The organism is Streptomyces actuosus (assembly GCF_016921115.1).
In the GTDB taxonomy this organism is placed as follows: Bacteria; Actinomycetota; Actinomycetes; order Streptomycetales; family Streptomycetaceae; genus Streptomyces; species Streptomyces actuosus_A.
On record NZ_JAFFZS010000010.1, the window covers coordinates 80,774 to 106,985 of the forward strand.

Annotated in this window: 24 protein-coding genes; 12 read left to right on the forward strand and 12 right to left on the reverse strand. The window is 74.1% G+C overall.

Annotated features, from left to right (window positions below; translation table 11 throughout):
• Positions 1 to 14: 14 nt before the first annotated feature.
• The 6 genes from JS756_RS15275 (at position 15) to JS756_RS15300 (ending at position 7,667) form a co-directional block, all read left to right on the forward strand.
• Entirely contained in the window at positions 15 to 1,151 is a 1,137-nt protein-coding gene (locus JS756_RS15275; protein WP_205383651.1) for a sensor histidine kinase, read from the forward strand.
• Between the two features lie 129 nt (positions 1,152 to 1,280).
• Entirely contained in the window at positions 1,281 to 2,402 is a 1,122-nt protein-coding gene (gene pheS, locus JS756_RS15280; RefSeq protein ID WP_205383652.1) for a phenylalanine--tRNA ligase subunit alpha, read from the forward strand.
• Entirely contained in the window at positions 2,402 to 4,945 is a 2,544-nt protein-coding gene (gene pheT, locus JS756_RS15285; protein ID WP_205383653.1) for a phenylalanine--tRNA ligase subunit beta, read from the forward strand. Before pheS ends, pheT begins: the two co-directional genes overlap by 1 nt.
• A 235-nt stretch (positions 4,946 to 5,180) precedes the next feature.
• Positions 5,181 to 5,399 (forward strand): hypothetical protein, encoded by a 219-nt coding sequence (locus JS756_RS15290; RefSeq protein WP_205383654.1) that lies wholly within the window; start codon positions 5,181 to 5,183, stop codon positions 5,397 to 5,399.
• 254 nt (positions 5,400 to 5,653) lie between these two features.
• On the forward strand, positions 5,654 to 6,994 hold the full coding sequence (locus tag JS756_RS15295; RefSeq protein WP_205383655.1) for an NsdA family TPR-like regulatory protein: 1,341 nt from the start codon (positions 5,654 to 5,656) through the stop codon (positions 6,992 to 6,994).
• A 127-nt stretch (positions 6,995 to 7,121) separates the two neighbouring features.
• Positions 7,122 to 7,667: an NUDIX hydrolase gene (locus JS756_RS15300; protein ID WP_205383656.1), complete on the forward strand. Its 546-nt coding sequence runs from the start codon at positions 7,122 to 7,124 to the stop codon at positions 7,665 to 7,667.
• Positions 7,668 to 7,672: 5 nt separating this feature from the next.
• On the opposite strand, the gene JS756_RS15305 is transcribed toward JS756_RS15300, so the two are convergent.
• A complete protein-coding gene (locus JS756_RS15305; protein WP_205383657.1) occupies positions 7,673 to 7,930 on the reverse strand; it encodes a hypothetical protein in 258 nt (85 codons plus the stop codon).
• A 184-nt stretch (positions 7,931 to 8,114) separates the two neighbouring features.
• Positions 8,115 to 8,975, reverse strand: a complete 861-nt coding sequence (locus tag JS756_RS15310; protein ID WP_205383658.1) for a 3-hydroxybutyryl-CoA dehydrogenase — start codon at positions 8,973 to 8,975, stop codon at positions 8,115 to 8,117.
• Positions 8,976 to 9,184: 209 nt separating this feature from the next.
• Here JS756_RS15310 and JS756_RS15315 point away from each other — a divergent pair, with 209 nt between their 5' ends.
• Positions 9,185 to 10,411 (forward strand): glycoside hydrolase family 10-like protein, encoded by a 1,227-nt coding sequence (locus tag JS756_RS15315; protein ID WP_205383659.1) that lies wholly within the window; start codon positions 9,185 to 9,187, stop codon positions 10,409 to 10,411.
• Between the two features lies 1 nt (position 10,412).
• Here JS756_RS15315 and JS756_RS15320 read toward each other — a convergent pair whose 3' ends face one another.
• Both JS756_RS15320 and JS756_RS15325 read right to left on the reverse strand, forming a co-directional pair.
• Positions 10,413 to 10,619 carry a DUF1918 domain-containing protein gene (locus tag JS756_RS15320; RefSeq protein WP_205383660.1) on the reverse strand — a complete coding sequence of 69 codons (207 nt, stop codon included), beginning with the start codon at positions 10,617 to 10,619 and terminating at the stop codon, positions 10,413 to 10,415.
• Positions 10,620 to 10,704: 85 nt separating this feature from the next.
• Positions 10,705 to 11,622: a DMT family transporter gene (locus JS756_RS15325; protein WP_205383661.1), complete on the reverse strand. Its 918-nt coding sequence runs from the start codon at positions 11,620 to 11,622 to the stop codon at positions 10,705 to 10,707.
• On the opposite strand from JS756_RS15325, the gene JS756_RS15330 reads away from it, so the two are divergent.
• The 3 genes from JS756_RS15330 (at position 11,621) to JS756_RS15340 (ending at position 14,385) form a co-directional block, all read left to right on the forward strand.
• Positions 11,621 to 13,057 carry an aminotransferase-like domain-containing protein gene (locus JS756_RS15330; RefSeq protein ID WP_205383662.1) on the forward strand — a complete coding sequence of 479 codons (1,437 nt, stop codon included), beginning with the start codon at positions 11,621 to 11,623 and terminating at the stop codon, positions 13,055 to 13,057. The genes JS756_RS15325 and JS756_RS15330 overlap by 2 nt on opposite strands.
• Before the next feature lie 223 nt (positions 13,058 to 13,280).
• A complete protein-coding gene (locus JS756_RS15335; protein ID WP_205383663.1) occupies positions 13,281 to 13,718 on the forward strand; it encodes a GNAT family N-acetyltransferase in 438 nt (145 codons plus the stop codon).
• Between the two features lie 73 nt (positions 13,719 to 13,791).
• Complete coding sequence (locus JS756_RS15340; RefSeq protein WP_205383664.1) at positions 13,792 to 14,385, forward strand: histidine phosphatase family protein; 594 nt, start codon at positions 13,792 to 13,794, stop codon at positions 14,383 to 14,385.
• Between the two features lie 68 nt (positions 14,386 to 14,453).
• Here JS756_RS15340 and JS756_RS15345 read toward each other — a convergent pair whose 3' ends face one another.
• The 4 genes from JS756_RS15345 to JS756_RS15360 all read right to left on the reverse strand — a co-directional run bounded on the left by JS756_RS15345 (position 14,454) and on the right by JS756_RS15360 (position 18,288).
• On the reverse strand, positions 14,454 to 14,957 hold the full coding sequence (locus JS756_RS15345) for a DUF6314 family protein (protein WP_205383665.1): 504 nt from the start codon (positions 14,955 to 14,957) through the stop codon (positions 14,454 to 14,456).
• Between the two features lie 104 nt (positions 14,958 to 15,061).
• On the reverse strand, positions 15,062 to 15,520 hold the full coding sequence (locus JS756_RS15350; protein ID WP_205383666.1) for a carboxymuconolactone decarboxylase family protein: 459 nt from the start codon (positions 15,518 to 15,520) through the stop codon (positions 15,062 to 15,064).
• Between the two features lie 570 nt (positions 15,521 to 16,090).
• Positions 16,091 to 17,605: a sensor histidine kinase gene (locus JS756_RS15355; protein ID WP_205383667.1), complete on the reverse strand. Its 1,515-nt coding sequence runs from the start codon at positions 17,603 to 17,605 to the stop codon at positions 16,091 to 16,093.
• Positions 17,602 to 18,288, reverse strand: a complete 687-nt coding sequence (locus JS756_RS15360) for a response regulator transcription factor (RefSeq protein WP_205383668.1) — start codon at positions 18,286 to 18,288, stop codon at positions 17,602 to 17,604. The genes JS756_RS15355 and JS756_RS15360 overlap by 4 nt, the downstream gene beginning before the upstream one ends.
• Positions 18,289 to 18,613: 325 nt before the next feature.
• Here JS756_RS15360 and JS756_RS15365 point away from each other — a divergent pair, with 325 nt between their 5' ends.
• Both JS756_RS15365 and JS756_RS15370 read left to right on the forward strand, forming a co-directional pair.
• Entirely contained in the window at positions 18,614 to 20,875 is a 2,262-nt protein-coding gene (locus JS756_RS15365; RefSeq protein ID WP_205383669.1) for an MMPL family transporter, read from the forward strand.
• Positions 20,876 to 20,976: 101 nt separating this feature from the next.
• Positions 20,977 to 21,639, forward strand: a complete 663-nt coding sequence (locus tag JS756_RS15370; RefSeq protein ID WP_205383670.1) for a hypothetical protein — start codon at positions 20,977 to 20,979, stop codon at positions 21,637 to 21,639.
• Between the two features lie 217 nt (positions 21,640 to 21,856).
• On the opposite strand, the gene JS756_RS15375 is transcribed toward JS756_RS15370, so the two are convergent.
• From JS756_RS15375 to JS756_RS15390, 4 genes are all read right to left on the reverse strand, one after another.
• Positions 21,857 to 22,597, reverse strand: coding sequence for a VOC family protein (locus JS756_RS15375; protein WP_205383671.1), 741 nt, complete (start codon positions 22,595 to 22,597; stop codon positions 21,857 to 21,859).
• A gap of 294 nt (positions 22,598 to 22,891) precedes the next feature.
• Positions 22,892 to 23,434, reverse strand: a complete 543-nt coding sequence (locus JS756_RS15380; protein WP_205383672.1) for an MOSC domain-containing protein — start codon at positions 23,432 to 23,434, stop codon at positions 22,892 to 22,894.
• 344 nt (positions 23,435 to 23,778) lie between these two features.
• On the reverse strand, positions 23,779 to 24,876 hold the full coding sequence (locus tag JS756_RS15385; protein ID WP_205383773.1) for a MerR family transcriptional regulator: 1,098 nt from the start codon (positions 24,874 to 24,876) through the stop codon (positions 23,779 to 23,781).
• Positions 24,877 to 25,242: 366 nt separating this feature from the next.
• On the reverse strand, positions 25,243 to 26,109 hold the full coding sequence (locus JS756_RS15390; RefSeq protein WP_205383774.1) for an AraC family transcriptional regulator: 867 nt from the start codon (positions 26,107 to 26,109) through the stop codon (positions 25,243 to 25,245).
• Between the last annotated feature and the right edge of the window lie 103 nt (positions 26,110 to 26,212).

Genomic DNA, 26,212 nt, shown 5'->3' on the forward strand with positions numbered 1-26,212 from the left:
GATGGGGAACGGGGATGAGTGTCGGCACGAGCAGCGCAGCCGGAGCACCGAAGGCGGCGCCCGCACCCGTGCCGCGGGCCGGTGAGCACGCCGCCCACCCCTGCGACCCCGACGACCTGCCCGACGGCGTCGTCGTCGCCGACGAGCGCGGCCGCGTCGTCTGCTTCAACACCGCGGCCGAGCGCATCACCGCCGTGCCCGCCGCCCGGGCCCTCGGGCAGCCGCTGGAGAAGGCCCTGCCCCTGGAGGACCTGGAGGGGCGGCGCTGGTGGCAGCTGACCGACCCCTACGGCGGACTCGCCATCCGGGTGCGCCAGCCCGAGCGCAACCTGCTGCTGCCCGGCGGACGCGAGGTCCTCGTCTCCGCCCGCTACGTCCGCACCGAACCCACCGGGCCCGTCACCCGCGTCGTCGTCTGCCTCCGGGACACCGAGGCCCGGCGCCGCACCGAGCGCTCCCACGCCGAGCTGATAGCGACCGTCGCCCACGAGCTGCGCTCGCCGCTGACCTCCGTGAAGGGCTTCACCGCCACCCTGCTGGCCAAGTGGGAACGCTTCACCGACGACCAGAAGCGGCTGATGCTGGAGACCGTCGACGCCGACGCCGACCGGGTCACCCGGCTCATCGCCGAGCTGCTGGACATCTCCCGGATCGACTCCGGGCGGCTGGAGGTGCGCCGCCAGCCCGTCGACATCGGCGCCGCCGTCGGCCGCCACATCCAGGCGTACGTCGCCGCCGGGCAGCCCGCCGACCGGTTCCTGCTGCGGATCGAGCAGCCGCTGCCCGCCCTGTGGGCCGACCCGGACAAGATCGACCAGGTGCTCAGCAACCTCATCGAAAATGCCGTGCGGCACGGCGAGGGAACCGTCACCATCGACATCACGCCCACGGCGTCCCCCCGCGAAGGAGAGGACACCGGCACGTCGGTCACGGTGAGCGACGAAGGGCCCGGAATCCCGGAGGAGTCCATGAGCCGCGTCTTCACCCGCTTCTGGCGGGGCAGCAAGCGCGGCGGCACGGGCCTCGGGCTGTACATCGTCAAGGGCATCGTCGAAGCCCACGGCGGCACCATCACCGTCGGCCGCGCCCCCGGCGGCGGCGCTCAGTTCCGATTTACCCTGCCCGTGGCGGCACCGGCGTATCTCGCCTGACGCCCCACGGGCGCATGCGCACACCCCCACCCCGTTAGACTCGGCCTTTGGCACCTTTGTGTCCTGCACGCGGCCCTTGCGAGTCGGTGACGGGGACCGTCCGCCAGCCAATCGGAAGCACGGGAAGAGATGTCGGCACCCAATAAGTCGTACGACCCTGTCGAGGTCGAGGCGTTGAAACCGGAAGAGATCGAGCGCATGCGGGACGAGGCGCTCGCCGCCTTCGCCGCCGCGGGTTCCCTCGACGCGCTCCAGGAGGCCAAGGTCGCCCACACCGGAGGCACCTCTCCGCTGGCCCTCGCCAACCGCGAGATCGGAGCCCTGCCCCCGCACGCCAAGGCCGACGCCGGCAAGCGTGTCGGCCAGGCCCGCGGCGCCGTGAACAAGGCGTTCGCCGCCCGCCAGGCCGAACTGGAGGCCGAGCGGGACGCCCGCGTCCTGATCGAGGAGGACGTGGACGTCACACTGCCGTACGACCGCGTACCGGCCGGCGCCCGCCACCCCCTGACCACGCTCTCGGAGCGCATCGAGGACATCTTCGTGGCCATGGGCTACGAGGTCGCCGAGGGCCCCGAGGTCGAGGCCGAGTGGTTCAACTTCGACGCCCTCAACATCGGCCCGGACCACCCGGCCCGAGGCGAGCACGACACCTTCTTCGTGGCCGGCCCCGAGGGCGGCACCGAGTCGGGCACCGTGCTGCGCACCCACACCTCGCCCGTGCAGATCCGCTCCCTGCTCGGGCGCGACCTGCCGGTCTACGTGATCTGCCCGGGTCGCGTGTACCGCACCGACGAGCTGGACGCCACGCACACCCCGGTCTTCCGCCAGGTGGAGCTGCTCGCCGTCGACGAGGGCCTGACCATGGCCGACCTCAAGGGCACCCTGGACCACATGGTCCAGTCCCTGTTCGGCGAGGGCATGAAGACCCGGCTGCGGCCGAACTTCTTCCCGTTCACCGAGCCGTCCGCCGAGATGGACATGGTGTGCTACGTCTGCCGCGGCGAGTCCGTCGGCAACCCCGACCGGCCCTGCCGCACCTGCTCCAGCGAGGGCTGGATCGAGCTCGGCGGCTGCGGCATGGTCAACCCGCGGGTGCTCACCGCCTGCGGCGTCGACCCGGAGAAGTACAGCGGATTCGCCTTCGGGTTCGGCATCGAGCGGATGCTGATGTTCCGCCACAACGTCGATGACATGCGAGACATGGTCGAGGGTGACGTCCGGTTCACCCGGCCGTTCGGGATGGAGATCTGATGCGGGTCCCGCTTTCGTGGCTGCGGGAGTACGTCGACCTGCCGGTGACCGAGACCGGCCGGGACGTCCAGGCCAAGCTGGTGTCGGCCGGTCTGGAGGTCGAGACCGTCGAGCACCTCGGCGCCGACCTCAAGGGCCCCCTCGCCGTCGGCCGGGTGCTGACCGTCGAGGAGCTGACGGACTTCAAGAAGCCGATCCGCTTCTGCACCGTCGACGTCGGACAGGCCAACGGCACCGGCGAGCCCCAGGAGATCATCTGTGGCGCCCGCAACTTCGCCGTCGGTGACAAGGTCGTCGTGGCCCTGCCCGGCGCGGTGCTCCCCGGCGACTTCCAGATCGCCGAGCGCAAGACCTACGGCCGGATGTCCCGCGGCATGATCTGCTCCGGCGACGAGCTGAACATGGGCGACGACGGCTCCGGCGGCATCATCGTGCTCCCGCCGGAGACCGAGATCGGCAAGGACGCCGTCGAACTGCTGGAGCTGGTCGACGAGGTGCTGGACATCGCCGTCACCGCCAACCGCGGCGACTGCCTGTCCATCCGCGGCGTGGCCCGCGAGGCGGCCATCGCCTACGGTCTGCCGCTGCGCGACCCCGCCCTGCTCGACGTGCCGACGCCGAACGCCTTCGGCTATCCGGTCCAGGTCGGCGACCCGACCGGCTGCGACCGCTTCACGGCCCGCACCGTCACCGGTCTGAGCCCCGAGGCACGCTCGCCGATCTGGTTGCAGCGCCGGCTGCAGAAGGTCGGCATGCGGCCGATCTCGCTCGCCGTCGACGTCACCAACTACGTGATGATGGAGATCGGCCAGCCGCTGCACGCCTACGACCGCCACCGGGTCCAGGGCGCCATCGGGGTCCGCCGGGCCGAGCCGGGCGAGAAGCTGACCACCCTCGACGGTGTCACACGCACCCTCGACGCCGAGGATCTGGTGATCACCGACGAGCGCGGCCCGATCGGCCTCGCCGGCGTGATGGGCGGCGCCGCCACCGAGATCGCCGACCGTCAGCCCCCGGCGGAGCCGGCCGCGGGCACCGCCGACGCGGGGGCCGCCACCACCGACGTGGTCGTCGAGGCGGCCCACTTCGACGCCGTGTCGATCGCGCGCACGGCCCGCCGCCACCGGCTGTCCTCGGAGGCGTCCCGCCGCTTCGAGCGCGGCGTCGACCCCGCGGCCGCCGCCGCGGCGGCGCAGCGTACGGTCGACCTGCTCGTGCTGCTCGCGGGCGGCACCGCCGAGGCCGGGGTCACCGAGATCGTCGCGCCGTCGGGACCGCGCACCATCACCGTCCCCGCCGACCACCCCGACAGGGTGGCGGGCGTGACCTACGGCCGCGAGACCGTGGTGCGGCGTCTCCAGGAGATCGGCTGCGACGTGTACGGGCAGGACGAGCTGATCGTCACCGTCCCGTCCTGGCGCCCCGACCTCGCCGAGCCGAACGACCTCGCCGAGGAGGTCATCCGCCTGGAGGGCTACGAGAACCTGCCCTCCACGCTGCCCAAGCCGCCCTCCGGCCGCGGTCTCACCCACCGCCAGCGGCTGCACCGCCGCGTCGGCCGCGCCCTGGCCGGGGCGGGCTACGTCGAGGCGCCGAACTACCCGTTCATCGCCGAGCAGGTCTTCGACCAGCTCGGGCTGGAGGCCGACGACCCGGCCCGCCGCGTCGTGCGGCTCACCAACCCGCTGAACGACGAGGAGCCCGCGCTGCGCACGTCGCTGCTGCCGGGCCTGCTCGGCGCCCTGCGGCGCAACGACGGCCGCGGTTCGCACGACCTCGCCCTGTTCGAGACGGGACTGGTCTTCCACCCGCGTGCCGAGCAGCCCACCGCCGCCGCGCTGCCCGTGGACCGGCGCCCCACCGGCGAGGAGATCGCCGGACTCGACGCCGCGCTGCCCGAGCAGCCGCGCCACGTCGCCGTCGTCCTCGCGGGCGCCCGCGAGCAGGCCGGCTGGTGGGGCCGGGGCCGTCCGGCCGACTGGGCCGACACGGTCGAGACGGCGCGCGCGGTGGCGCGTGAGGCCGGCGCCGACCTGCTCGTCCGCAAGGGCCAGTACGGTCCGTGGCACCCCGGCCGGTGCGCCGAACTGGCGGTCACGGTCGACGGCGCGGAGCGGGTCGTGGGCCATGCCGGCGAGCTGCACCCGCGTGTGCTGAAGGCGCTGGGCCTGCCCGCCCGTACGTGCGCCATGGAGCTCGACCTCGACGTGCTGGAGCAGGTCGGTGAGGACACCGTGCCGGCGCCGCGGATCTCCACCTTCCCGGTCGCCACACAGGACGTCGCCCTCGTCGTCGACAGGCCCGTCCCGGCCGCGGAGGTCGAGGCGGCCCTGCGCGAGGGCGCGGGCGACCTGCTGGAGTCCATCCGGCTGTTCGACGTGTACGTGAACGACGACCAGCTCGGCGCGGGGCGGAAGTCCCTGGCGTACGCGCTCCGTTTCCGGGCCGCGGACCGCACGCTGACCGTGGACGAGGCATCGGCCGCCCGCGACGCGGCCGTCGCCCTCGCCGGCGATCGCACCGGGGCGGTACTGCGCAGCTAGGGCGGTGACCACCGGGGCACCGCGGGGCCGGCGGGACCTCCGCACCACGCCCCGGGTGCCGCCGACGGGTTGCCGGGAGGGGCGCTCTCGTACGCGACGTACGAGGGCGCCCCTTCCGCGCAGGGTGGCCCGCCCCGGCCCTGCGGACCGCTGCGACCGGGGGAGACGCCGGTCCTGTTCACGGACGGCGCGGAGGACGCCCGCGACAGCCGGGGCCGCGTCTTCCCCTCTCCGCGTGCCACGCCGCGCCCGCTCCCCGGCCCCGCAGTCGGTGTTGCGCACGACGACGGCGGCGCCGCTGTGGCAGACCGCGGGCCGGACCGCGGTCGACGTGGGCGTCCTGGTGCTGCGAAACGAGCGCCACGGCCTGCCGACCCAGGGCACCCCACTGGGCGCGTGGCCGGCCACCGCGCACCCACGGCCCGCCGACCACCTGGAGCGCAAGGGCGCGTGAGGCCGACAGCCGGCAGGCCGTCCGCCCCGCCACGGAGTGTCGGGCAGGCAGCCGGGCGGACGGCGCGCAAGCGGACCGCCGCACTGTACGAGGGGGAGCCGGCGGCCCGGCCGGCCTCTTGCGAGGCAGTTCAGTCAACCTTTCGGGAACTCTCCGCGACAGCGCGCGCACAGCACGGATCCGGGCACTCGGTTCACACCCCGTGTGAAGCGCGACGCACTAGTCTGTCCGCCACCGAGCCACCGGGGGGCACGATGCAGCCCAACACTCTGCTGGACGCGATCCTGGACGAGGCCGGGGTCTCCCATGCGGGACTGGCCGCACACGTCAATCAGGCGGGCCGGGCGCGCGGTCTGGCGCTCCGCTACGAGCACACCGCCGTCGCGCGCTGGCTGAAGGGGCAGCGTCCGCGCGGCCAGGTGCCCGACCTGATCTGCGAGGTGCTCGCCGCCCGGCTGCACCGGCCGGTCACCCTCGACGACATCGGCCTGGGCGTACCGGGCGAGCCCGCCACCGCGCACGGCACCTCGCTGTCCGGGTTCGTGGAGCGGGCCACCGCCCTGTGGCGCTCCGACGAGCAGCAGCGGCCGCACATCTTGGGCGCGCCCGCCGTCACCGGCACGCCCGCCGTGATGCCGGTGTGGGAGTGGGAGAACCCGCCCGAGGACGTGGACGTCTCCCGCGGCGGCCGGCACCGGGTCACGCCCGCCGACCTGGAGATGCTGCGCTCCGCCCGCACCCACTACGAGCAGCTGTACCGCAAGGCCGGCGGCGTGGCGACCCGCGCCCGCATCGTCGGCTTCCTCAACGCCGAGGCCGCCCCGCTGCTGCGGGGAAGCTACACCGACGCGACGGGCCGCCAGCTGCACCGGGCCACGGGCGGCCTGGTGGCGATCGCCGGCATCTGCGCGTACGACTCCGACGCGCACGGCCTGGCCCAGCGCTACTTCCACCAGGCTCTGCGGCTCGCCAAGGCCAGCGGCGACCGGGGACTGGGCGCGTACGTCATCGCGCTGCTGGTCAACCAGGCGCTGTTCATGGGGGAGTACCGGCAGGCCGTCGCCTTCGCCGAGGCCGCGCTGCGCGCCGCCGGCAGGCACATCACCCCGGCGCTGGGCTCCGACCTGTACGCCATGCAGGCCAAGGCGTACGCGCACCTCGGCGACGGCACGAGCGCCCTGTCGTGCATCCGGCGTGCCGAGACGGCCGCCGAACGCATCCGGCGCGGACACGAACCCGACGAGACCGGCTATGTCCAGCCGGGCCTGGTCAACGTGCAGGTGGCGGAGGCCCTGCTCAGCCTCGGCGAGCTCCGGGCCGCGCAGGAGCACGCCGCCGCGGCGGTGGACAATCCCGCCCACGACCGCGGACGGGTGCACCGGCTGGCGATGCTCAGCACGATCGAGCTCCGTCAGGGAAACGCCGACAAGGCGGTGGCCACGGCCGTGCAGATGGCCGAGCAGGCCCGCGGCATGGAGTCCCAGCGGCTGCGGGACAGACTCAGGGCGGTCCGTGAGCACCTGGCGCGCAGCGGCTGCGCCGGCACCGTCGAGGCCGCCGAACTGATCGACGGGGCGCTGCGCGTGCCGCTGTAGTCACCGCGGCCGTCCTCCCGGGTGCGTACGGGTGCGCCCGCCGCGCTGCACGCTGCCCTGTGTGCGCCTGCTGCCGGCTCCTTCCTGCTGCGATATTGCCCCTTACTCAGCGGAAGGTGGCAGATCCATGCAGTGGGCGAAACTGAACGAACAAAATGTGTACTCAAATCGCTGGTTCAGCGTCAATCTCGCGGAGGTCGAGCTGCCGGACGGCCGGCATCTCGACCACTTCCTGATACGGCTGCGCCCCGTCGCCGTGGCCACGGTGGTGAACGAGGCCAACGAGGTCCTCCTGTTGTGGCGCCACCGCTTCATCACGGACAGCTGGGGCTGGGAACTCGCGGCGGGCGTCGTCGAGGACGGCGAGGGCATCGCCCACGCCGCAGCCCGGGAACTGGAGGAGGAGACCGGCTGGCGGCCGGGACCCCTGCGGCACCTGATGAGCGTGGAGCCCTCCAACGGGCTCACGGACGCCCGGCACCACATCTACTGGGCCGACCGGGGCGCGTACGTCGGTCACCCCGTGGACGACTTCGAGTCCGACCGCCGGGAGTGGGTCCCACTCAAACTCGTCCCCGACATGGTCGCCCGGGGGGAGGTCCCGGCCGCCAACATGGCGGCCGCGTTACTGATGCTGCACCATCTCAGGCTCGGGCACGACGCCGCGCCCTGAGGCCGCTACCGTCCGAGGGCCTGCCACACGGCGACAGCGAGAGCGCCCAGCGCGGTCAGCGCCGCGACGGCGGGCAGCGGCCAGCGGGCGTGCTCCAGCGAGACGATCCGGGTGCTCAGGTCGTCGACTTCCTTGGCGGTCTCCTCGGTGCGGTGGCTCAGCAGTGCCAGTCCGCCCTCGACCCGGGCGTGGGCCACATCGAGCCGGCGGCGTAACTCTGCGAGTTCTCCCTGGACGATCGGATGCTCGGGGCCGGTGGTCACGAGTCCGCTCCTCTCCGTGTCGGTGGTACCTCCCTTGCATGCGCATGGTGAGTCAACCCGCCTGGTGGACGGATGGGGAGCGTGTGCGCCGGGCATATGCGGGCCCGGGGCGCACACGGTGTGTGAAACGGACGGGCCCGGCACTCACCAGGAGTGCCGGGCCCGTGCCCACTACGGTGTGTGATCAGCCGTAGGTGTAGAAACCGGAGCCGGACTTGCGGCCCATCCGCCCGGCGTCCACCATCCGCTGGAGCAGCGGGGGAGCGGCGTACAGCGGCTCCTTGTACTCGTCGTACATGCTCTGTGCGACGGACGCGACCGTGTCCAGGCCGATCAGGTCGGACAGCTTCAGCGGGCCCATCGGGTGGGCGCAGCCCAGCTCCATGCCGTTGTCGATGTCCTCGCGGCTGGCGATGCCCGACTCGAACATCCGGATCGCGGAGAGCAGGTAGGGGATCAGCAGCGCGTTGACGACGAACCCGGAGCGGTCCTGGGCCCGGATGGCGTGCTTGCCCAGCAGCTTCTCGGTGAACAGCTGCGCGCGTCCGAGCGTGCCCTCCGAGGTGGTGAGCGCGGGGATCAGCTCGACGAGCTTCTGCACCGGCGCGGGGTTGAAGAAGTGGATGCCGATGACCTGGTCCGGGCGCGAGGTGGCGACGGCCAGCTTCACCAACGGGATGGAGGAGGTGTTGGAGGCGAGGATCGCGTCGGCGCGGGTCACCACCTGGTCCAGGACCTGGAAGATCTCGGTCTTGACCTGCTCGTTCTCCACGACGGCCTCGATCACGAGGTCCCGGTCGGCGAACTCGCCCAGGTCGGTGGTGAAGCTCAGCCGGTCCTGCGTGGACCGGCGCTCCTCCTCGCTGATCTTGCCGCGCTCGGCGGCCTTGGCCAGGGAGTTGAACAGCCGGGTACGGCCGATCTCCAGGGCCTCGCCGGTGGTTTCGGCGACCTTCACGTCGAGTCCGGCACGGGCACAGACCTCGGCGATGCCGGCGCCCATCTGGCCGCAGCCCACCACTCCGACGCGTTCGATGTCGGTCACATCGTCCCTTTCGCTGCTGATCTACGGCTGATGCGCGGCTGCCCTGCGTCGGGCGCCGCCGCTCTCGGCTGTGGCAGGTCCGCCGTTGTCCGGTGCCTGCTCCGATCGTGCACGTTACTCCGAAGTATCGATGATCGATCGTCCGGGTGGGGCATTCTTGCCCGGAACGATCCGCGACGGAAGCGGATCCGGGCCGGATCGGGGCGCGCATGGGGCGGATCACACGGCGGGCGTTCGCGGTGGCGGCTCTGTCGACCCTGGCGATGGGACCCTCGGCCCCCGGCGGAGAACGCCGGCGCGTGCAGGAGCCGGGCGAGATGCGCGGCATGTGGATTGCGACCGTCGGCAACCGCGACTGGCCCTCCCGGTCGGGGCTGACGGCCGAGGCACAGCGCCGGGAGCTGGTCGCCCACCTCGACACGGCGGCCCGACGCGGGCTCAACGCCGTGTTCCTCCAGGTGCGGCCCACCGCCGACGCCCTGTGGCCGTCCCCCTACGAGCCCTGGTCGGCCTGCCTCACCGGAACCCAGGGGCGCGACCCGGGCTGGGACCCGCTGGGCACGGCCGTGGCGGAGGCGCACGCCCGCGGGCTGGAACTGCACGCATGGTTCAACCCGTACCGCATCGCCGCCCACTCCGATCCGGGCCGGCTGGTCGCCACCCACCCCGCACGCCGGCACCCCGACTGGGTGGTGACCTACGGCGGCAGGCTCTACTACGATCCCGGCCTGCCGGAGGTCCGCTCCTTCGTCCAGGACGCGGTCCTCGACGCCGTCCGGCAGTACCCCGTCGACGCGGTCCACTTCGACGACTACTTCTACCCGTATCCCGTCGCCGGGCAGATCTTCGACGACGCCGCCGCGTACGACCGCCACGGCGGCGGATTCCCGAGCCGGGCCGCCTGGCGGCGCGACAACATCGACCGGCTGGTGCTCGAGACGGCAGCCCGGATCGAGGAGGTCCGGCCCGGCACGCAGTTCGGCATCAGCCCCTTCGGGGTGTGGCGCAACGTCGCCTCCGACCCGCGCGGCTCCGACACGCGGGCCGGGGTACAGACGTACGACGACCTGTACGCGGACACCCGCACCTGGGTGCGCGAGGGCTGGATCGACTACGTCGTGCCGCAGTTGTACTGGAACATCGGCTTCGCCGCCGCCGACTACGCGAAACTGCTGCCCTGGTGGGCCGAGGCCGCCCGGGGCAGCAGGACGCGGCTCTACCTGGGGGAGGCGCTGTACAAGGCGGGGGACCCCGCGCAGCCCGCGGCCTGGAGCGACCCGGCCGAGCTGTCCCGTCACCTGACCCTCGCCCGGAACCACCCGGAGGCGCGCGGGCACGTGTTCTTCGCCGCGCGGGAGGTGGCCACCGACCCGGCAGGAGCCATGGCGCGGGTGACTGCCGACCACTACCGGCTGCCCGCGGCGCCCCCGCGCTGACCTACGGGGACTGGGGCGCGTGCCGGCCCCGGTGGCGGATCTCGGTGTCGGGACCCGGTGAGCACAAGCCCTCGTGCCCGTCCTCGAAGCGGACGCGGTACGGGGGATTGCCCTTCTGGCCCAGGACTTCGACGATCTCGCCGACCTTGTCGTGCTGACCGACCACCCTGCCGTGCTGCACAAGCTGGTCGCCCACGGTTGCGCGCATCTGTGCGGCCTCCTCACCGATCTCCGGGAGCAGCGGTCCGTGGCCTTGAGTCTACGGCGGCGGGCGCTGGTGGGAAGTAGCCCGCTCAGCCGCGGGCCCGCTGCGTGACGGCGATGCACACGAGCACCGCAGCCGCCGTCAGCGGGGCGGCCACCGTCAGGTGCTCGCCCAGCAGCAGCACCGACCACACCAGTGTGAGGAGGGGCTGGGCCAACTGCAACTGGCTGGCCTTGGGCACGCCGACGGCGGCCATGCCCCGGTACCAGAGGACCAGGCCGAGGAACTGGGAGCCCGCCGCGAGCCACAGCAGCCCCGCGACACCGTGCACGGTCGGCTGCGCCGGCTGCAGCGTCAGCGACAGCGCGGCGGCGGGCGCGGCCAGAGGCAGGCAGAACACCAGCGCCCAGCCGATCACCTGCCAGCCCGGCATCACCCGCGCCAGTCGGCCGCCCTCGGCGTAGCCGGCCGCGCAGACCAGCAGCGCCGCGAAGAGGAAACCGTCGGCGGCCGTCAGCGCACCCCCGCTCTGCTGCACGGTGAACGCCACCACCGCCGCCGCGCCCGCGAGGGCCGCCAGCCAGAACGTGCGCGAGGGGCGGGTGCCGAACCGGAGGGCGGAGCACAGAGCCGTGGTCAGCGGCAGCAGGCCGACCACCACGGCGGCGTGCGCGGTGCTGGAGGTCCGCAGTGCCAGCGTGGTCAGCAGGGGGAAGCCGACGACCACCCCGGCGGCCACCACCGCGAGTCCCGGCCGGTGGGCGCGGGCCGGTACCGGTACGCGCAGGGCCAGCAGGCAGCCCCCGGCGACGAGCGCCGCGAGGGCGCTGCGCAGCGCGACCAGGGCCCACGGGCCGAAGCCCTCCAGGGCCCAGGCGGTGGCCGGGAAGGTGAGGGAGAAGGCCGTCACGCCCAGCGCCGCCTGGGCCAGACCGGCGGAGGCCCGGGGCGACGGGGTGCCGACCGCTATCGCAGCCGTGGCAGTAGCGCTACTCTGTGTTCTCATGAACGAGCGTAGCAGTGTGGCCGAGCTGGCAGATCACCTGCGTCAGGAACTCCACCGCTACTCTCCCGGAGGAAAGCTGCCGTCCAGCAGGGCCCTTATCGAGCGGTACCGGGTCAGTCCGGTGACCGTCTCCCGCGCCCTGGCTCAGCTGGCCGCCGAGGGCCTGGTCGTCACCCGGCCCGGCGCCGGTGCCTTCCGGGCCCGTCCCCGCCGGAGTGCCGAGCCGGCCGGCGACACCTCCTGGCAGGAGGTCGCGCTCAGCGCCGACGGAGCCGCAGACCCGGTCCCCCGCACCGTGGACGCCTCCGGTGTCACGGTCTCCCTCGCCGCACCGCCGCCCGGCGTCATCGAGTTCAACGGCGGCTATCTGCACCCCGGCCTCCAGCCCGAGCGGGCGATGGCCGCCGCCCTGTCCCGAGCCGGCCGCCGTCCCGGGGCCTGGGGTCGGCCGCCGCTGGACGGGCTCCCGGAGCTGCGTGCGTGGTTCGCACGCGGCATCGGTGCCTCGGTGACCGCCGCCGAGGTGCTGGTCGCCGCGGGCGGTCAGGCCGCGCTGACCACGGCGCTGCGCGCCCTGGCACCGCCCGGTGCGCCCGTCCTCGTCGAGTCGCCCACCTACCCCGGCATGCTGGCCGTCGCCCGGGCCGCCGGACTGCGCCCGGTACCGGTCCCGGTGGATACGGACGGGGTCCGGCCCGACCTCCTCGCGGGCGCCTTCGCCGCCACCGGGGCCCGGGTGTTCGTCTGCCAGCCGCTGTTCCAGAACCCGACCGGTGCCGTCCTCGCCGCCGCACGGCGCGGCGAGGTGCTGCGCATCGCCCGGGAGGCGGGCGCCTTCGTCGTCGAGGACGACTTCGTACGGCGGCTGGTCCACGAGGACGCGGGTCCGCTGCCCCGGCCCCTGGCCGCCGACGACCCGGACGGCGTCGTCGTCCACGTCGGCTCCCTCACCAAGGCCACCTCGCCGAGTTTCCGGGTCGCCGCGCTGGCCGCGCGCGGTCCGGTGCTGGAGCGGTTGCGCGCGATCCAGGTGGTGGACTCCTTCTTCGTGCCCCGGCCGCTGCAGGAGGCGGCGCTGGAACTCGTCGGCTCGCCCGCCTGGCCGCGCCATCTCCGCGCCGTGTCCGCCGAGTTGAGGACGCGTCGGGACGTGACGACGGCAGCGCTGCGTCTGCGTCTGCCCGAGGTCACCGTGCCGCACGTCCCGTCGGGCGGCTACAGTCTGTGGCTGCGCCTGCCCGACGGCACCGACGAGTCCGCGGTGACCGCCGCCGCCCTGCGCGCCGGCGTCGCGCTCGCCCCCGGCCGTCCCTACTTCAGCGCCGAACCACCCGCCCCCCACCTGCGGTTGAGCTTCGCCGCCGTCGCGGGCACGGAGGAGATCGCCGAGGGCGTACGGCGCCTGCGCACCGCGTTCACGGAGGTGCTGACGTGATGCCAGGGCGACGTCGGGGGCACCGGAACCCGGCGCTCCGGCGTGCGGCGCGCCCCGTCGGGCCCGCGGTCACGACGGCGCCCCGCCGACCGCGCCGGGCGCGGAGCCGCCCCGCGGGTGCCCCTGTCCGCGGGCGGCGCCGTCGGCCCGTCGGCCCGTCGGCCCGTCGGCCCGTCGCCACTGTTCGATCGACGCCGTCCCGTCCCGCTGCCAGGATCGCGCCATGACCGACCTCCCTCGCCTCGCCGACGGCTACGAGATCTCCACCGACCCGGGCCGCCTCGACACGGGCCGCGTGCACGACTGGCTGTCCTCCGACGCCTACTGGGCGATCGGCCGGCCGCGCGAGAAGCAGGACCGGGCCATCGCCCGCTCACTGAACTTCGGCGTGTACGAGACCGCCTCCGGCGAGCAGGTCGCCTACGCCCGCATCGTCACCGACCACGCCACCTTCGCCTGGCTGTGCGACGTGTACGTGGACCGCGCCGTGCGCGGCAAGGGCATCGGCACCGCGATGGTGGCGGCCGTGCGCGAGCACCTGCGTCCGTACGGCCTGCGCCGCATCATGCTCGCCACCCACGACGCCCACGGCGTCTACGAGAAGGTCGGCTTCCGGCCGCTGGACCGCCCGGACCAGTGGCTGCTGCACACCTTCGAGTGAGGGTGCGTGTACCCCGGGTAGCCGCTGGGCGGCACCCCTTGACCTGCGCACCGAGGCGGCACACCATCACCGCATGCCACTTCGGGTCACGTTCGTCGCCGCCGCGCGCAGCTCCTCGCTGCTGGCCGAGCGCTTCGAGGACGATCGCCCGCTGGACCTGGCGGGCTGGGAAGCCCTGCAGCACGCGGCCGGCGACCTGCTGTCCCTGGCCGCCGCCGACCTGCGCTACTGCTCGCCCACCCCGCGCAGCCGGTCCACCGGCGACGCGCTCGGGTACCAGCCGCTGATGCAGCTCGCCCTGCGGGACTGCGACATGGGCCGTTGGCGCGGGCTGACCCTGGGCGAGGCGATGGCCCGCGAGCCGCGTCTGGTGGACGCCTGGCTGGCCGATCCGCGCTCCACCCTGCACGGCGGCGAGTCGCTGCTGACGTTCATCGGCCGGGTGGGCGGCTGGCTGGACACCCGGCCGGGCCAGGAAGGCGGCCGGATCGTCGCCGTGGCCGAACCGTCCGTGATCCGCGCGGCGCTCGTGTACGCGCTGAAGGCGCCGCCCGCGGCGTACTGGAACATCGACGTCGGCCCGCTGTCGACGACCACCCTGGCCGGCTGGGCGGGCCGCTGGCACCTCCACCTCGGCGGCGCTCCTGTCCAGCCCTCACCCGTGTAGCGGGGTCCCGCCGGTATCCCCTCGCGGAGCAGCGCACGCCCCCCGCGGTGCCGGGCGCCGCCCGGCCCTCACCCGCGCCGCGGTCCACCCTCCTCGTCCGCGCGGACGCACCACCCCGCGGACGCGCGTTCCCCCTCGCGCTCGTAGTCGGTCGTCAGGACCAGGTCCTTCGCGGGACCCCGCACCCGCCACACCGTGCGCCAGCGGTCCGGGCCCAGCACGGTGAACTCGCCCCGGTACAGATCGGCGGAGCACGGGTGGTCGGCGACGTGCCGTCCCGCGGTCAGGTCCAGACCGTGGAAGGGCCGCCCGTCTGCGAAGCGCACATCCGCTGTACCCGGCGCCCCGCCCGGCAGGAAGCGCAGGGTCCGCTCGGCCGGCCGGGCGGTCCGCTGCCAGACGAACGTGCCGGACTCGCGGTGCAGCAGCCCGCCCCCGTCCAGCGGCTCGAAGCCCGTCGCGCCGGTGAACGCGCCCGTGCCACCCGACGCCAGGTCGCGCACCGAGCGCTCCACCCGCCAGCGGCCCGCCAGATAGGCCAGTGCGTCGGGCACCGGCCACAGCCCGTCCATCGTCTACGGCTCTCCGTCCCGCCCGCGCCGCACGCCCCCGGACGTGCCGCTTCTGCCTGTCCTGCCCCGTCCCGCCCCATCCTGCCGTCCGACGGCCCGGCCGGTCAGGCCGGGGTGGGCGGGGCGGCCGGGGGCTCCTGCGCGGGCTGCTGTCCGAGCGGCAGCAGCCCGCGCTCGGCGAACACCTTCTTCGCCACGAACGTGGCGTTGAGCGCGCGGGGGAAGCCGCAGTACCCGGAGGAGTGCAGCAGTGCCTCGACGATCTCCCCGGGCGTCAGGCCCACGTTGAGAGCGGCACCCACGTGCACCTCCAGTTGGGCCTCGCAGCCGCCGAGCGCGGTGAGCATGCCCAACGTCACCAGTTGGCGGTCGCGGGGCCGGAGCGCGGGCCGCGCGTAGATCTCGCCGAAGCCCCAGGCGACGATCTGGTGCCCCAGCTCGGGGCTGATGTCGGCCAGGGAGTCGATGACCCGCTGCCCGGCCGAGCCGTCGACGGACCGGAGCACCTCCATGCCGTGCGCGAACCGCTCCTCACGGGTGGAGCCGGTGGTGTTCTCGCTCATGAGTTCTCGTCCGTTCCCGGCCGCCGCACGTGCGGCGGCCCCTCGTCGGGGGTGCCCCGCGCCGTCCGGCCGGGGCGCTTCGATGGTGACGTTCCGTGCGTGCCGCCCGGTGCAGCGCCGCTCCCGGCGCGCGGCGCCGTCGCCGCGCACGACCGCCGGACACGGTGCGTCACATCCGCGCGGTGCGGCCGCGCAGGAGGCAGCCGCCGGTCCGCGGCCCGCACACCCGTCCCCGGACGTGCCGGCGCACCGGACAGGACAGGACCGTAGGCCTTGGAGCGCGCTCCAGGTCAACGCCCGGCCCCCACGACCCAAAGGCGGCGGAGCGCAGGCGGGTCGCACGATCCGTGGCGGGACGGGGCTCGCGGCGCCCTGGTGGCCGCGCCTTTCACCGCAGGTGGGAGGCGCCGGTTGAATCCGGCCGGCCCCGTCCCGCCCCGGCGTCGCGCCAGGTCCCGTCCCGCACGCGGCGGATCCCGGCGCGGGCGGTGGTGGGCGCGCCCGGTGATCGGCGTGCTGGTCGCGGCGCCGGGCCGGTGCGGAGGCCCGGACGTCCCCGCCCGCGCCTCCTCATGCCCGTGTGTCCGGGGGCGGTGCTCCGTCGGGCCGTGATCCCTCCCCGCCGTGCCCGTCCGCCGCGTCGGTCGCCCGCCCGTCCGGTCCGTGCGTCGTGCGCCGGTCCGCCGCGCCGGAGTCGTCCGTCGGCAGGCGCAGCGTGAACACCGCCCCGCCCTCGGGGCCTTCGGTCCCGGCCGTCAGGGTGCCGCCGAGGCGGGCCGCCAGGCGGTGGGCGATGGCCAGGCCCAGTCCGGTGCCCACCGGCCGCAGGTCGCGGTAGCGCTCGTGCAGCGCTCCCCGCTCGAAGGCCACCTTCACATCGTCGTCGGTCAGCCCCGGGCCGCTGTCCCGGACCTCCACCTCCACCTCGTCGTCCCCGGCGCGCAGGGCCAGGACCACGGGGTTGCCCTGGGGCGTGAGGCGCAGGGCGTTGGCGAGCAGGCAGTCCGCGAGCTGGCGGACGCGGAAGCCGTCGGTGCGCACCACCACCGCGCGTCCAGGGTGCTCCAGCCGGAAGTCGACGTGGTGCCGGGCGCACCGCTCGCCCCAGGTCGCGGCCGCCTCGCGGACGAGCAGGGTGAGATCCACCGCCGCCAGGTCGAGCCGGAAGTCGTCGGCCTCCAGGCGCGCGAGGTCGAGGAGGTCGCCGAGGAAGCGGTCGAGGCGTCGCGCCTCGGCCTGCAGGATGCGGCCCACCTCGGGCAGCCGATGGGTCGGCACCGCGTCGTCGGCCAGGGCCTCCGCGTAGCCGAGCACGCTGGTCAGCGGGGTGCGGATCTCGTGGGAGATCGACAGCAGGAAGTCCCGCTGCTGCCGCTCCCCGCGTTCCAGCGCCGCGTCGAGCACGCTCAGGGCCTGCCGCAGGCGCACCGCCTCCGCAGGGCCCGGGGACGCGGCCGGGTCCGGGTCGGCCACGCCGCGTCGCCCGGCGGCCAGCTCCGACGCCGTCTCCGCGGCGCGGCTGAGCGGCCGGGCGAGCCGGCGGGCCAGGGCCGTGCCCGCGACCACCGCTCCGACCAGGCCGGCCGTGAGTGGAAGCAGCAGGTCGCGGCGCATGCGGGCGACCGCCGCGTCGACGTCCGTGAGCGGCCGGGTGAGGACGACCGCCCCACCGTAGCGGGCCGGGCTGCCCTCGACGAGGACCTCGGTGCCGTGCAGTTCCCCACTGGACGACAGGGACTTCCCGGACAGCAGCACGTCCCGCTGGGCGGTGCTCAGCACAGGGGCGGCCGGCCCGCTGAGCACGCCCGACCGGTCGAGGACGGCGAGCTCGACGCCGTTCGCGCCGGCGATCCGCTGCTCGCCCGCGTACAGCAGGGCCGAGAGCGCGGGAACCCGGCCGAGGACCTTGGCCTGCCGGGCGAGCTGGTCGCGTTCCTGGGCCTCCGCGGCGCCACGCAGGGTGTGCCAGGCCACCAGGCCGGTCAGCAGCACCGTGACGGTGGTCACCGCCGCGGTCAGGAGGACCAGTTCCCCGGCGAGTCCGGGGCGGCGGCGCCGGGGACCTCGGATCCGGTCGGGCCTCATGCCGGACGGTCCGTCGCGCCGTAGCCGACCCCCCGCACGGTGCGGATGGGGCTCGCGTCGCCGAGCTTGCCGCGCAACTGGGACACGTACACGTCCACCACGCGCGGGTCGCGGTAGGCCTCCTCGCCCCACACGTGCGCGAGCAGCTGCCGCCGCGTGAAGACACGGCCCCGGTGGTCGAGCAGATGGGCGAGCAGATTGAACTCCGTCGCGGTCAGCTCGACCTCCTCGCTGTCCCGGTGCACCGTCCGGCGGGCCGGATCGACCCGCAGGGCGCCCACCACGTGGGGCCGGCCGCCGGGCGGGCCCTGGGCGCGGCGCAGCACGGTGTTGACCCGGGCCACCAGCTCACCGGGCGAGAACGGCTTGGTGACGTAGTCGTCGGCGCCCAGTTCCAGGCCGAGGATGCGGTCCGGCTCGTCGGCCCGGGCGGTGACCATGAGGACCGGGGTCCAGTCCTGCCGTTCCCGCAGGCGGCGGCAGAACGTCACACCGTCCAGGCCGGGCAGCGTCACGTCCAGGACGATCGCCACCGGACGCAGCCGCTCCACGGCGTCCAGGCCTTGCAGTCCGTCGGTCTCGACCTGGGTGCGGAAACCGTCCCGGGCCAGGTAGAGCTCCTGGATCGAGGCGATGTTCCGGTCGTCCTCGACGATCAGCACGAGTCCCTTGGTGGAGCCCATGCCCGCCTCCCTGCATCGTCGTGTTCCCGGCCCGCGCGGCCCGAGTGCCTGCCGCGATGCTAGTCAACGCGTCCGCGCCCGAGGACCTGACCAGGGCCCGGGGGGCAGTCCTCATCGTTCCCTAACACTGTGCCAACGTTCCCCTTGCCTCCGGCGGCCACGATCGACCCCCGTAACGCGGGACGCCCACGGTCCGCGGGGCAGGCGGCGCCGCCTTGTGCCCCGCGGCGGGCCCGACCGGCCGCGGGACACGGGCCCCGGGGGCCCGCCGTCCTCGGCCGCGCGCCACGGGCGCCCGCCGTCCGACGCCCTCGGGAAGGAAGCCATGGGACTCACCGACCGCACCAGCGCGCCCCCTACGAAGGACTCGGGCCCGCCGGGGCGCGGTCTCCTCCACCGGGTGGGGGTGGGCTGCGCCCGCCACCCGTGGCGGGTGATCTGCGTGTGGCTGCTGGTGCTGCTGGCGGCTGTGGCAGCCGATCGCGCCTGGGGCGGCGCCTACGCCGACGACTTCGACCTGTCCGGCACCCCGTCGCAGACCGGCGCCGACCTGCTGAACGCCCACGCGGCCCAGGGCACCCGGGGCGTCGCCGCACAGATCGTCGTCAGGTCGGACGACGGCGCGCTCACCGCGCACAGGGACGAACTCACCGCCACCCGGGAGCGCCTCGCGGGACTCCCCGACGTCGTCTTCGCCGCCGGGCCGCTCGACACACCCGGCGCGGTCGCCGACGACGGCCGCACCGGCCACTACACCGTCCGCTTCGACCGCAACCCCGCCACGTTCGAGAAGTCCTACGTCGACCGGGTCGACGAGGCCGTGCGCGACCTGCGCGCCGACGACGTCACGGTCGCGTACGGGGGCCCGCTCGGGCAGCTCGCCCGCCCCGCCGCGGCCGAGTACACGTCGGAGGCCATCGGGATCGGCACCGCGGTGCTCGTGCTGCTGCTGGGCTTCGGCAGTGTCGCCGCGGCCGGATTCCCGCTGCTCACCGCGATCGTCGGGCTGCTGGCCGGACTCAGCGCACTCGGGCTGCTCGCGGCGCAGCTCTCCTTCGCCGCGGCCTCCCCGACGCTGGCCACGATGATGGGGCTGGGTGTCGGCCTCGACTACTCGCTCTTCCTCGTCACCCGCCACCGCAAGTTCCTGCACACCGCGGAGAGCCCCGCCGAGGCGGCCGGGCGAACGGTGTCCACCAGCGGGCGCGCCGTGCTGGTGGCCGCGTTGACCGTGACCGCCGCCCTCGCGGGCCTCTTCGCGTCCGGCGTCGGCTTCATCGGCATGCTCGGGCTCGCCGCCGGAACCACCGTCGTCGTCGGCGCGCTGGCCGCCCTCACCCTCACCCCCGCACTGCTGGGACTGGCCGGACGCCGGATCGACCGCTGGCACGTGCGCACCCCGGTGGACGAACCCGACGACGACGGCGACGTCTGGCACCGGTGGGCCGCCACCGTCCGCCGCCGCCCGTGGACGTTCCTCGTCCTCGGTCTGCTCGTCCTCGGCGTCCTCGGCGTGCCCGTGGCCTCCCTGCGGCTCGGCCACGTCGACGGCGGCGCCTCCCCCACCTCCTACACCGAACGCAGGGCCTACGACCTGACCACGGACGCCTTCGGCCCCGGGGCCAACGGCCCGCTCACCCTCGTCGTCACCCTCGACAAGGACCGGCCCACCAGCGCGGACGAGCGCACCGACCTCGCCCGGCACCTGTACGACGCTCTCACCGGCACTCCCGGCGTCGCCTCGGCCACCGAGCCCACCCCCACCCCGGACGACGCCCTGCTGGTCTCCACCGTCACCCCCGACACCGGCCCCCAGGACGAGGCGACCACCGACCTCGTCCACCGGCTGGAGGACGACGTCCTGCCGGACACGCTGGCACCCAGCAACGCCACCGGCTACCTGACCGGCACGACCGCCGCCCAGCAGGACTTCCGGGACATCCTGGCCGACCGGCTTCCCCAGGTGATCGGCCTCGTCGTCGCCGCCGCCTTCGTCCTGCTGCTCGCCGTGTTCCGCAGCCCTGTGATCGCCCTGAAGGCCGCCGTGCTGAACCTGCTGTCGATCAGCGCGTCCTTCGGCGTGCTCGTGGCCGTCTTCCAGTGGGGTTGGGGGGCCTCGCTGCTCGGCATCGACGAGACCGTGCCGGTGGAGTCGTACGTGCCGATGATGATGTTCGCCATCGTCTTCGGCCTCTCCATGGACTACGAGATCTTCCTCCTGTCCCGGGTGCGGGAGGCATGGCTGGAGACCCGGGACAACCATCGCAGCGTGGCCGTCGGCCTGGCCGGCACCGCCCGGGTCATCACCTGCGCCGCCCTGATCATGACCAGCGTCTTCCTGGCGTTCCTGCTGTCGACCAACGTCGTCATCAAGATGCTGGCGCTCGGCCTCGGAGTGAGTGTCGTCCTCGACGCCACCGTCGTCAGGCTGCTGCTGGTCCCGGCGGCGATGTACCTGCTCGGGCAGGCCAACTGGTGGATGCCGCGCCGGCTGGACCGGCTGCTGCCCCGCCTCGAACCGGAGGGACCGACAGCATCGCCCGCCCCGGAGCAGAAGGCCGCGCCGTCCCCCGCGGAGCCCCGGTGACGGCCCCTTCCGGCCGCGTCACCCGGCCGTCCGCCCGGCCCGCGTCCGGACCGGGCGTTGCCGGCCGCACGCGCCGACCGCGCCGCCGCACGACATGGCTCGTGCTCGCCGCGATCCTGGCGCTGCTGCTCGCGGGCACCGCCGAGGTCGTCGCGCGCGGCCTGGTCGCCGACCGCGTCTCCGACCGGCTCCGGAGCCGGCTGGGCGACACGCACGTGGAGGTGGACGGCCTCGCGCTGGCGGGCCTCGCCCGGAGCCGGTTCGACGCGATCACCGTGACGGGCGACCAGGCCCGCCTGGGGCGGCTGACCGGCGCGTCCGTGGACCTGCGGCTCACCGGCGTGGACCTCGGGAGCACGCCGCGCGCCGACCATGTGCGCGGCACGATCACCATCCCCCCGGACGCCGTCGCCGACGCCCTGCGGCAGACCTCGGCACGCCTGCCCGTCACCGCGGTGACGCCCGATCCCGCGTCCGGCACCCTCGTCGTCACGGCGCAGGGCGGCCTGGCCACCGTCGCGCTGCGCCCGGTGCTGCGGGACGGCCGGGTCTCCTACGAGCTGAAGGACGCCCGCGTTCTGGGGCTCCCCGCCCCCGAGGCCCTCACCCGCCGCATCGAGGAGGCGCTGCAGGAGCAGTCCGATCGGCAGACCGCGCTCCAGCGCTCCGCGCTGCTCACCGTGACCTCGCTCCACGTCACCCGGGCCGGCGTGGTGGCCGCGCTCGCCGCGGACGACGTGGCCTTCGCGGACCCGGCCCACTGACCCTCCGGCGGCCGGCGCCGTCCGCCGGAGGGACACGGAACAGAACCGGAACACCGGGCCGCCCCCGCACCGACCGCGGCGCCACGTCACCGCCCGCACCGGGCGCCGCGGTCGGCCCGTGCGGCCGAGGGGGCGCCCGTCGTTCGGCGGTGGCGCCTGCGGGCGGTCAGCGTCGTGCGGGCAGGGCGTCTGTCGGGGGCGACGTCGGGGCCCCGCGTCAGGATCGGGCGAGGAGGCAGAACTCGTGGCCCTCCGGGTCGGCCAGGCACTTCCACGGGACGTCGCCCTGACCGACGTCGAGGTCGGTGGCGCCGAGGGCCCGCAACCGGGTCACCTCCGCCTCCTGATCGTCACGGGGGTACCGCAGCAGGTCGAGATGGACGCGGTCCGGCACGGTCTTCGCACCGGGCGTGCGGAGGAACTCGAGATACGGGCCGACACCCTCGGCCGAGCGGAACACCGCGTGATCGTCCGTCACCTCGTGCAGGGTCCAGTCCACCGCCTCGTCCCAGAACCGCGCCATGGCCCGCGGATCCGCGCAGTCGACCACCACCGCGGCGATCGGCCCGGTGTCCCGGTAGACCTCCCGAGGCTCCAGCACGCAGAATTCGTTGCCCTCCGGGTCGGCGAGGACCGTCCAGGGCACGTCGCCCTGGCCCACGTCCGCGGGCGTCGCACCGAGCGACCGGAGACGTGCGACCAGGTCCGCCTGATGGGCGGCGGAGGTCGTGGCGAGATCGAGGTGCACACGGTTCTTCACCGCCGTCTTGGGCTCCGGGACGGCGACGACGTCGACGCGTACGCCGACCGGGTCCCGCCAATCGAAGCCGACGCGCCCCACGTTGGTCTCGCCGGGTGCGTTGCTCGAAACACTCCAGCCGAGCGCCTCACCCCAGAACCGGCCGACCGCCGCGTCGTCGACAGCCTTGATGTTCACCAGAACGGGTCGCAGAGTCATGGCGGCGATCCTATGCACCCGCTCGGCCGTGGCACCCGCAGGTGGCGTCGCCGAGCGGGGAGCGACCCGCCGTCGGTGAGCCGAGCGTGGCAGCCGGTGGGCGCGGCTGCGCACCACGCTCCGCCACGCCTTCCCCGGCCCCGTTGCCGTCGCCGTGATCCGGCCGCGGCACGACGGCCGCGTCACGGAACGGGGGAGACGGTGTCCTCGGAACGCCGCCGAGCGGGTCGGGCCGGCTGACGCTACGGGGCTCCGCTCCGTCGTCGCCGTGTCGCGGCCGGCGCCGGAGACCGGTCAGACCCGGTCCAGGGGACGGTGCGGACCGCTGGGAAGTTCCGCTTCGATCGTGTCGCCGGAGCGCACGACGCCGCCCTGCCGCACGATGCTCATGATTCCGGCCTTGCGCACGAGGTTCCCCGCCTCGTCGCGGCCGACGACCTGCTTGAGCAGCCCGTCCCGGAAGGCGTCGATCTGCAGGCAGGGATTGCGCAGGCCGGTGACTTCCAGGACCGCGGAGTCGCCGATGCGCAGCAAGGTGCCGACCGGCAGGCCGAGCAGGTCGATGCCGCGTGTGGTGATGTTCTCGCCGAGTTCGCCGGGCGCCACCTCGAACCCTTCGTCGCCGACCTCGGCGAAGAGCTCCTCGTGCATGAGGTGGACCTGGCGCAGATTGGGCTGGGTGGGATCCTGCGCGACGCGCGAGCGGTGCTTGACCGTCACGCCGGCGTGCACGTCCCCCTCCACACCGAGCCCGGCGAGCAGCCTGATGCTGTCCCGGTTCGGCTTGCTGAACGAGTACTCCCCGTTGCTGCTGACCGCCGTCACACTTCCGGTCATTCCTCGGAACCCCCTCGTCGGCAACACTGGTCGGCCCCAAGAGTAATCCTCGCCCCTCCTGTCGCAGCAGCCCCGATCCGTCGTGGGCGGGGCATGCTGAGGGGCGGCACGCCTTCTGACGCATCGCCAGGTGATCGCGGCGTCGACCGACGGCGGACGGCACGGCCGTCGGGTCTCCCGAACCACGGCCGAGCCCGGTCCGGGAGACCCGACGCGGGGCGAACCCCCGTCGCCGTGGTCGACGAGGCACGGCGGCGGCACGAACCCGACGCGCACGCCGTCCGGCCCGGGCCGGGATCGCCGGGTGCCGTCGCCGGGATCCGGTGCAGCGAGGGGGCGAGCGCTCAAGCCACGAGCAGACGGAGGCCGAGATCGGCCGCGTCGAGGTCGGCGAGGTCGCTGTTGCGCTCGTCCCACCGGCCGGAGCCCAGGTCGTCGTCGAGGCTTCGTACCGCCCGCTGCTCGGCCTCCGGCCCGACCCTCGTCCACACCGACGTCGCGCGCCGCACATGAGCCTCCAGATACGCCCCCGGTCGGCGCCAGTACGCCTCGAACAGGCCGTCGGCGCAGTCCCACGGGACGGGCACCGGGTCCACGCGGGCGCCGATCGCATCGGCCATCCCGGCGAGGGAGGGGAATCCCGCGAGGACGTCGGCGAACTCGGGCAGGTAGTCGCGGGTGAGCCAGAACCGGTCCTGCCATCCGGGCTCGTCGGTGTCGAACGTGAGCACCACCACGCGGCGGGCCACGCGTCGCATCTCGCGCAGCCCCGCCATCGGATCCCCCCAGTGGTGAACGGTGGAGACGGCCATCGCCACGTCGAAGGACCGGTCCTCGAACGGCAGGCTCTCCGCGGCGGCGGCCACGCACGGCGCCGCTCCGGCGGGGCGCTGCCCCCGCATGACCGCCGACGGCTCCACCGCGGTCACGTCGCGATCAGCGGGCTCGTAGGAACCGGTGCCGGCACCGACGTTCAGCACCTGCTGCGCGTCACCGAGCGCGTCCCAGATCTGCGCGGCGATCCGCGGCTCGGTTCGCCGTGTCGCGGTGTAGGCGCCGCCGATCGCGTCGTACAGCCGGGGACCGAGCATCCCCAGTTGCTCCTCCGGTGTCACCTTCAGCCCCCTCGCTCGTGCCGTGAGTTCCCTGTCGATGGCCGCCACCATGGCGTCGGCGCGATCACGCCGCTCCAGCAGCAGGCCGCGCAGCCGGCGCAGGTGCGCGGCCGTGTCGGCGGACGGGTCGCCGACCAGTTCGGCGATCTCCCGCAACCCGAAGCCCAGCCGCCGATAGGCCAGCACCTCCCGCAGCCGTTCCACGTCGCCCGGCGCATAGGCCCGGTATCCGGCCGCGGTCCGCGCCGACGGCCGGACGAGCCCGATCTCGTCATAGTGATGCAGCGTGCGGACGCTCACGCCGGCCAACTCGGCCACGCGTCCCACGGTCCAGTGATCCGTCACGGCACCGACGGTGCACCCTCACGCCACGTGAGGGTCAAGAGCCGCACGCCCGGGGACAGGAGCCAGGCGCGGAGCGTCGGTCCGCGGCCGCCGCTCCTGCGCGCCGATGCGACGATCCGGATCGGAGAACGAGCCCGGAACCGCACGGAGCGGCCCCCGCAGCGCCCGAGGCGACGTCGAGGGCCACCGCTGGATCGCCGTCAGAGTGTGACTGAGCTCGCCAGTTGGCGGATGAGCGCTGCACTCGGCGGAGCGGAGCGTTCTGGCCGGCGAGCCGGGCGGCGGTCCGCCTTCCCGCTGCAACGGCACGTCGGCCCTGGCGAAACAGGGCCGGGGAGGGGACGAGAGTCAACCGGCCTCCTGTTCCACCGGCAGCCACAGTTCGGCATCCGCCTCGCTGCCGTCCGCCGACATCCGCATACGAAGGATTTCCGGCCCGGGACGGCCCCGATACGGGTTCGAGGGGAACCACTCGGTGAACACCTCCCGCCACAGCGCCTGGATCGCCTTCGGCGCCGGCCCCGAGGTGGTGAAGACAGCCCATGTCCCGGCCGGTACAGGCAGCGTGGACGTGCCCTCCGGCGCAGACGCCGAAGTGACGACCCCGTGGTAGTAGTCGAGGTCGGTGCCCTCCGCCCGGCTGGGATCGAGGTCGTCGCAGACCGCGAGGATGCCGTGCGGCTCCTGGTCGGACAGCTTCTGCAGCAGTTCCTTCGCCTGGTCGCCGATCCCGCGGACGAAATCGATGATCGCCTCGTTCGGCCCCGAGTGCACGAGCGGCACCCGGGCCTTCGCCCCGACGACTCTGAACTCCGGCTTGTGGACGACGCGGTAGCGCATGCTGCTGCTCCCCTCGACGATGAGGTGGAAGGCCATCCGGGGCTGGGAGCTGAGCATCGCGCCGGTGCGCCGCGCCTCGCCGGGCCCGACGCCGTGCACCGCGCGGAATGCCCGGGCGAATGCCTCGCCCGAGCCGTACCCGTACCGCACCGCGATCTCCAGCAGCGTCCGCTCACCGGCCAGTACCTCCGCGCCCGCGACGGTCATCCGCCGGCGCCTGATGTACTCCGACAGCGGCATCCCCGCGAGCGCCGAGAACATGCGCCGCAGGTGGTACTCCGAGGTGGCCGCGGTCCGCGCCAGCTCACCTACGTCGACGGAGCTGTCGAGCCGGCGCTCGATGTGCTCCATGGCCCGATTGAGCCGCTCCAGCACGCTCGCCTCCAAGATCCCGACCATCGATTCGATCAGATGCCGCCCTGCCCGGAGCACCCGAGAAAAGCGGTGCGACAAGTGTCGGGTGACGGGACGGGCAGCG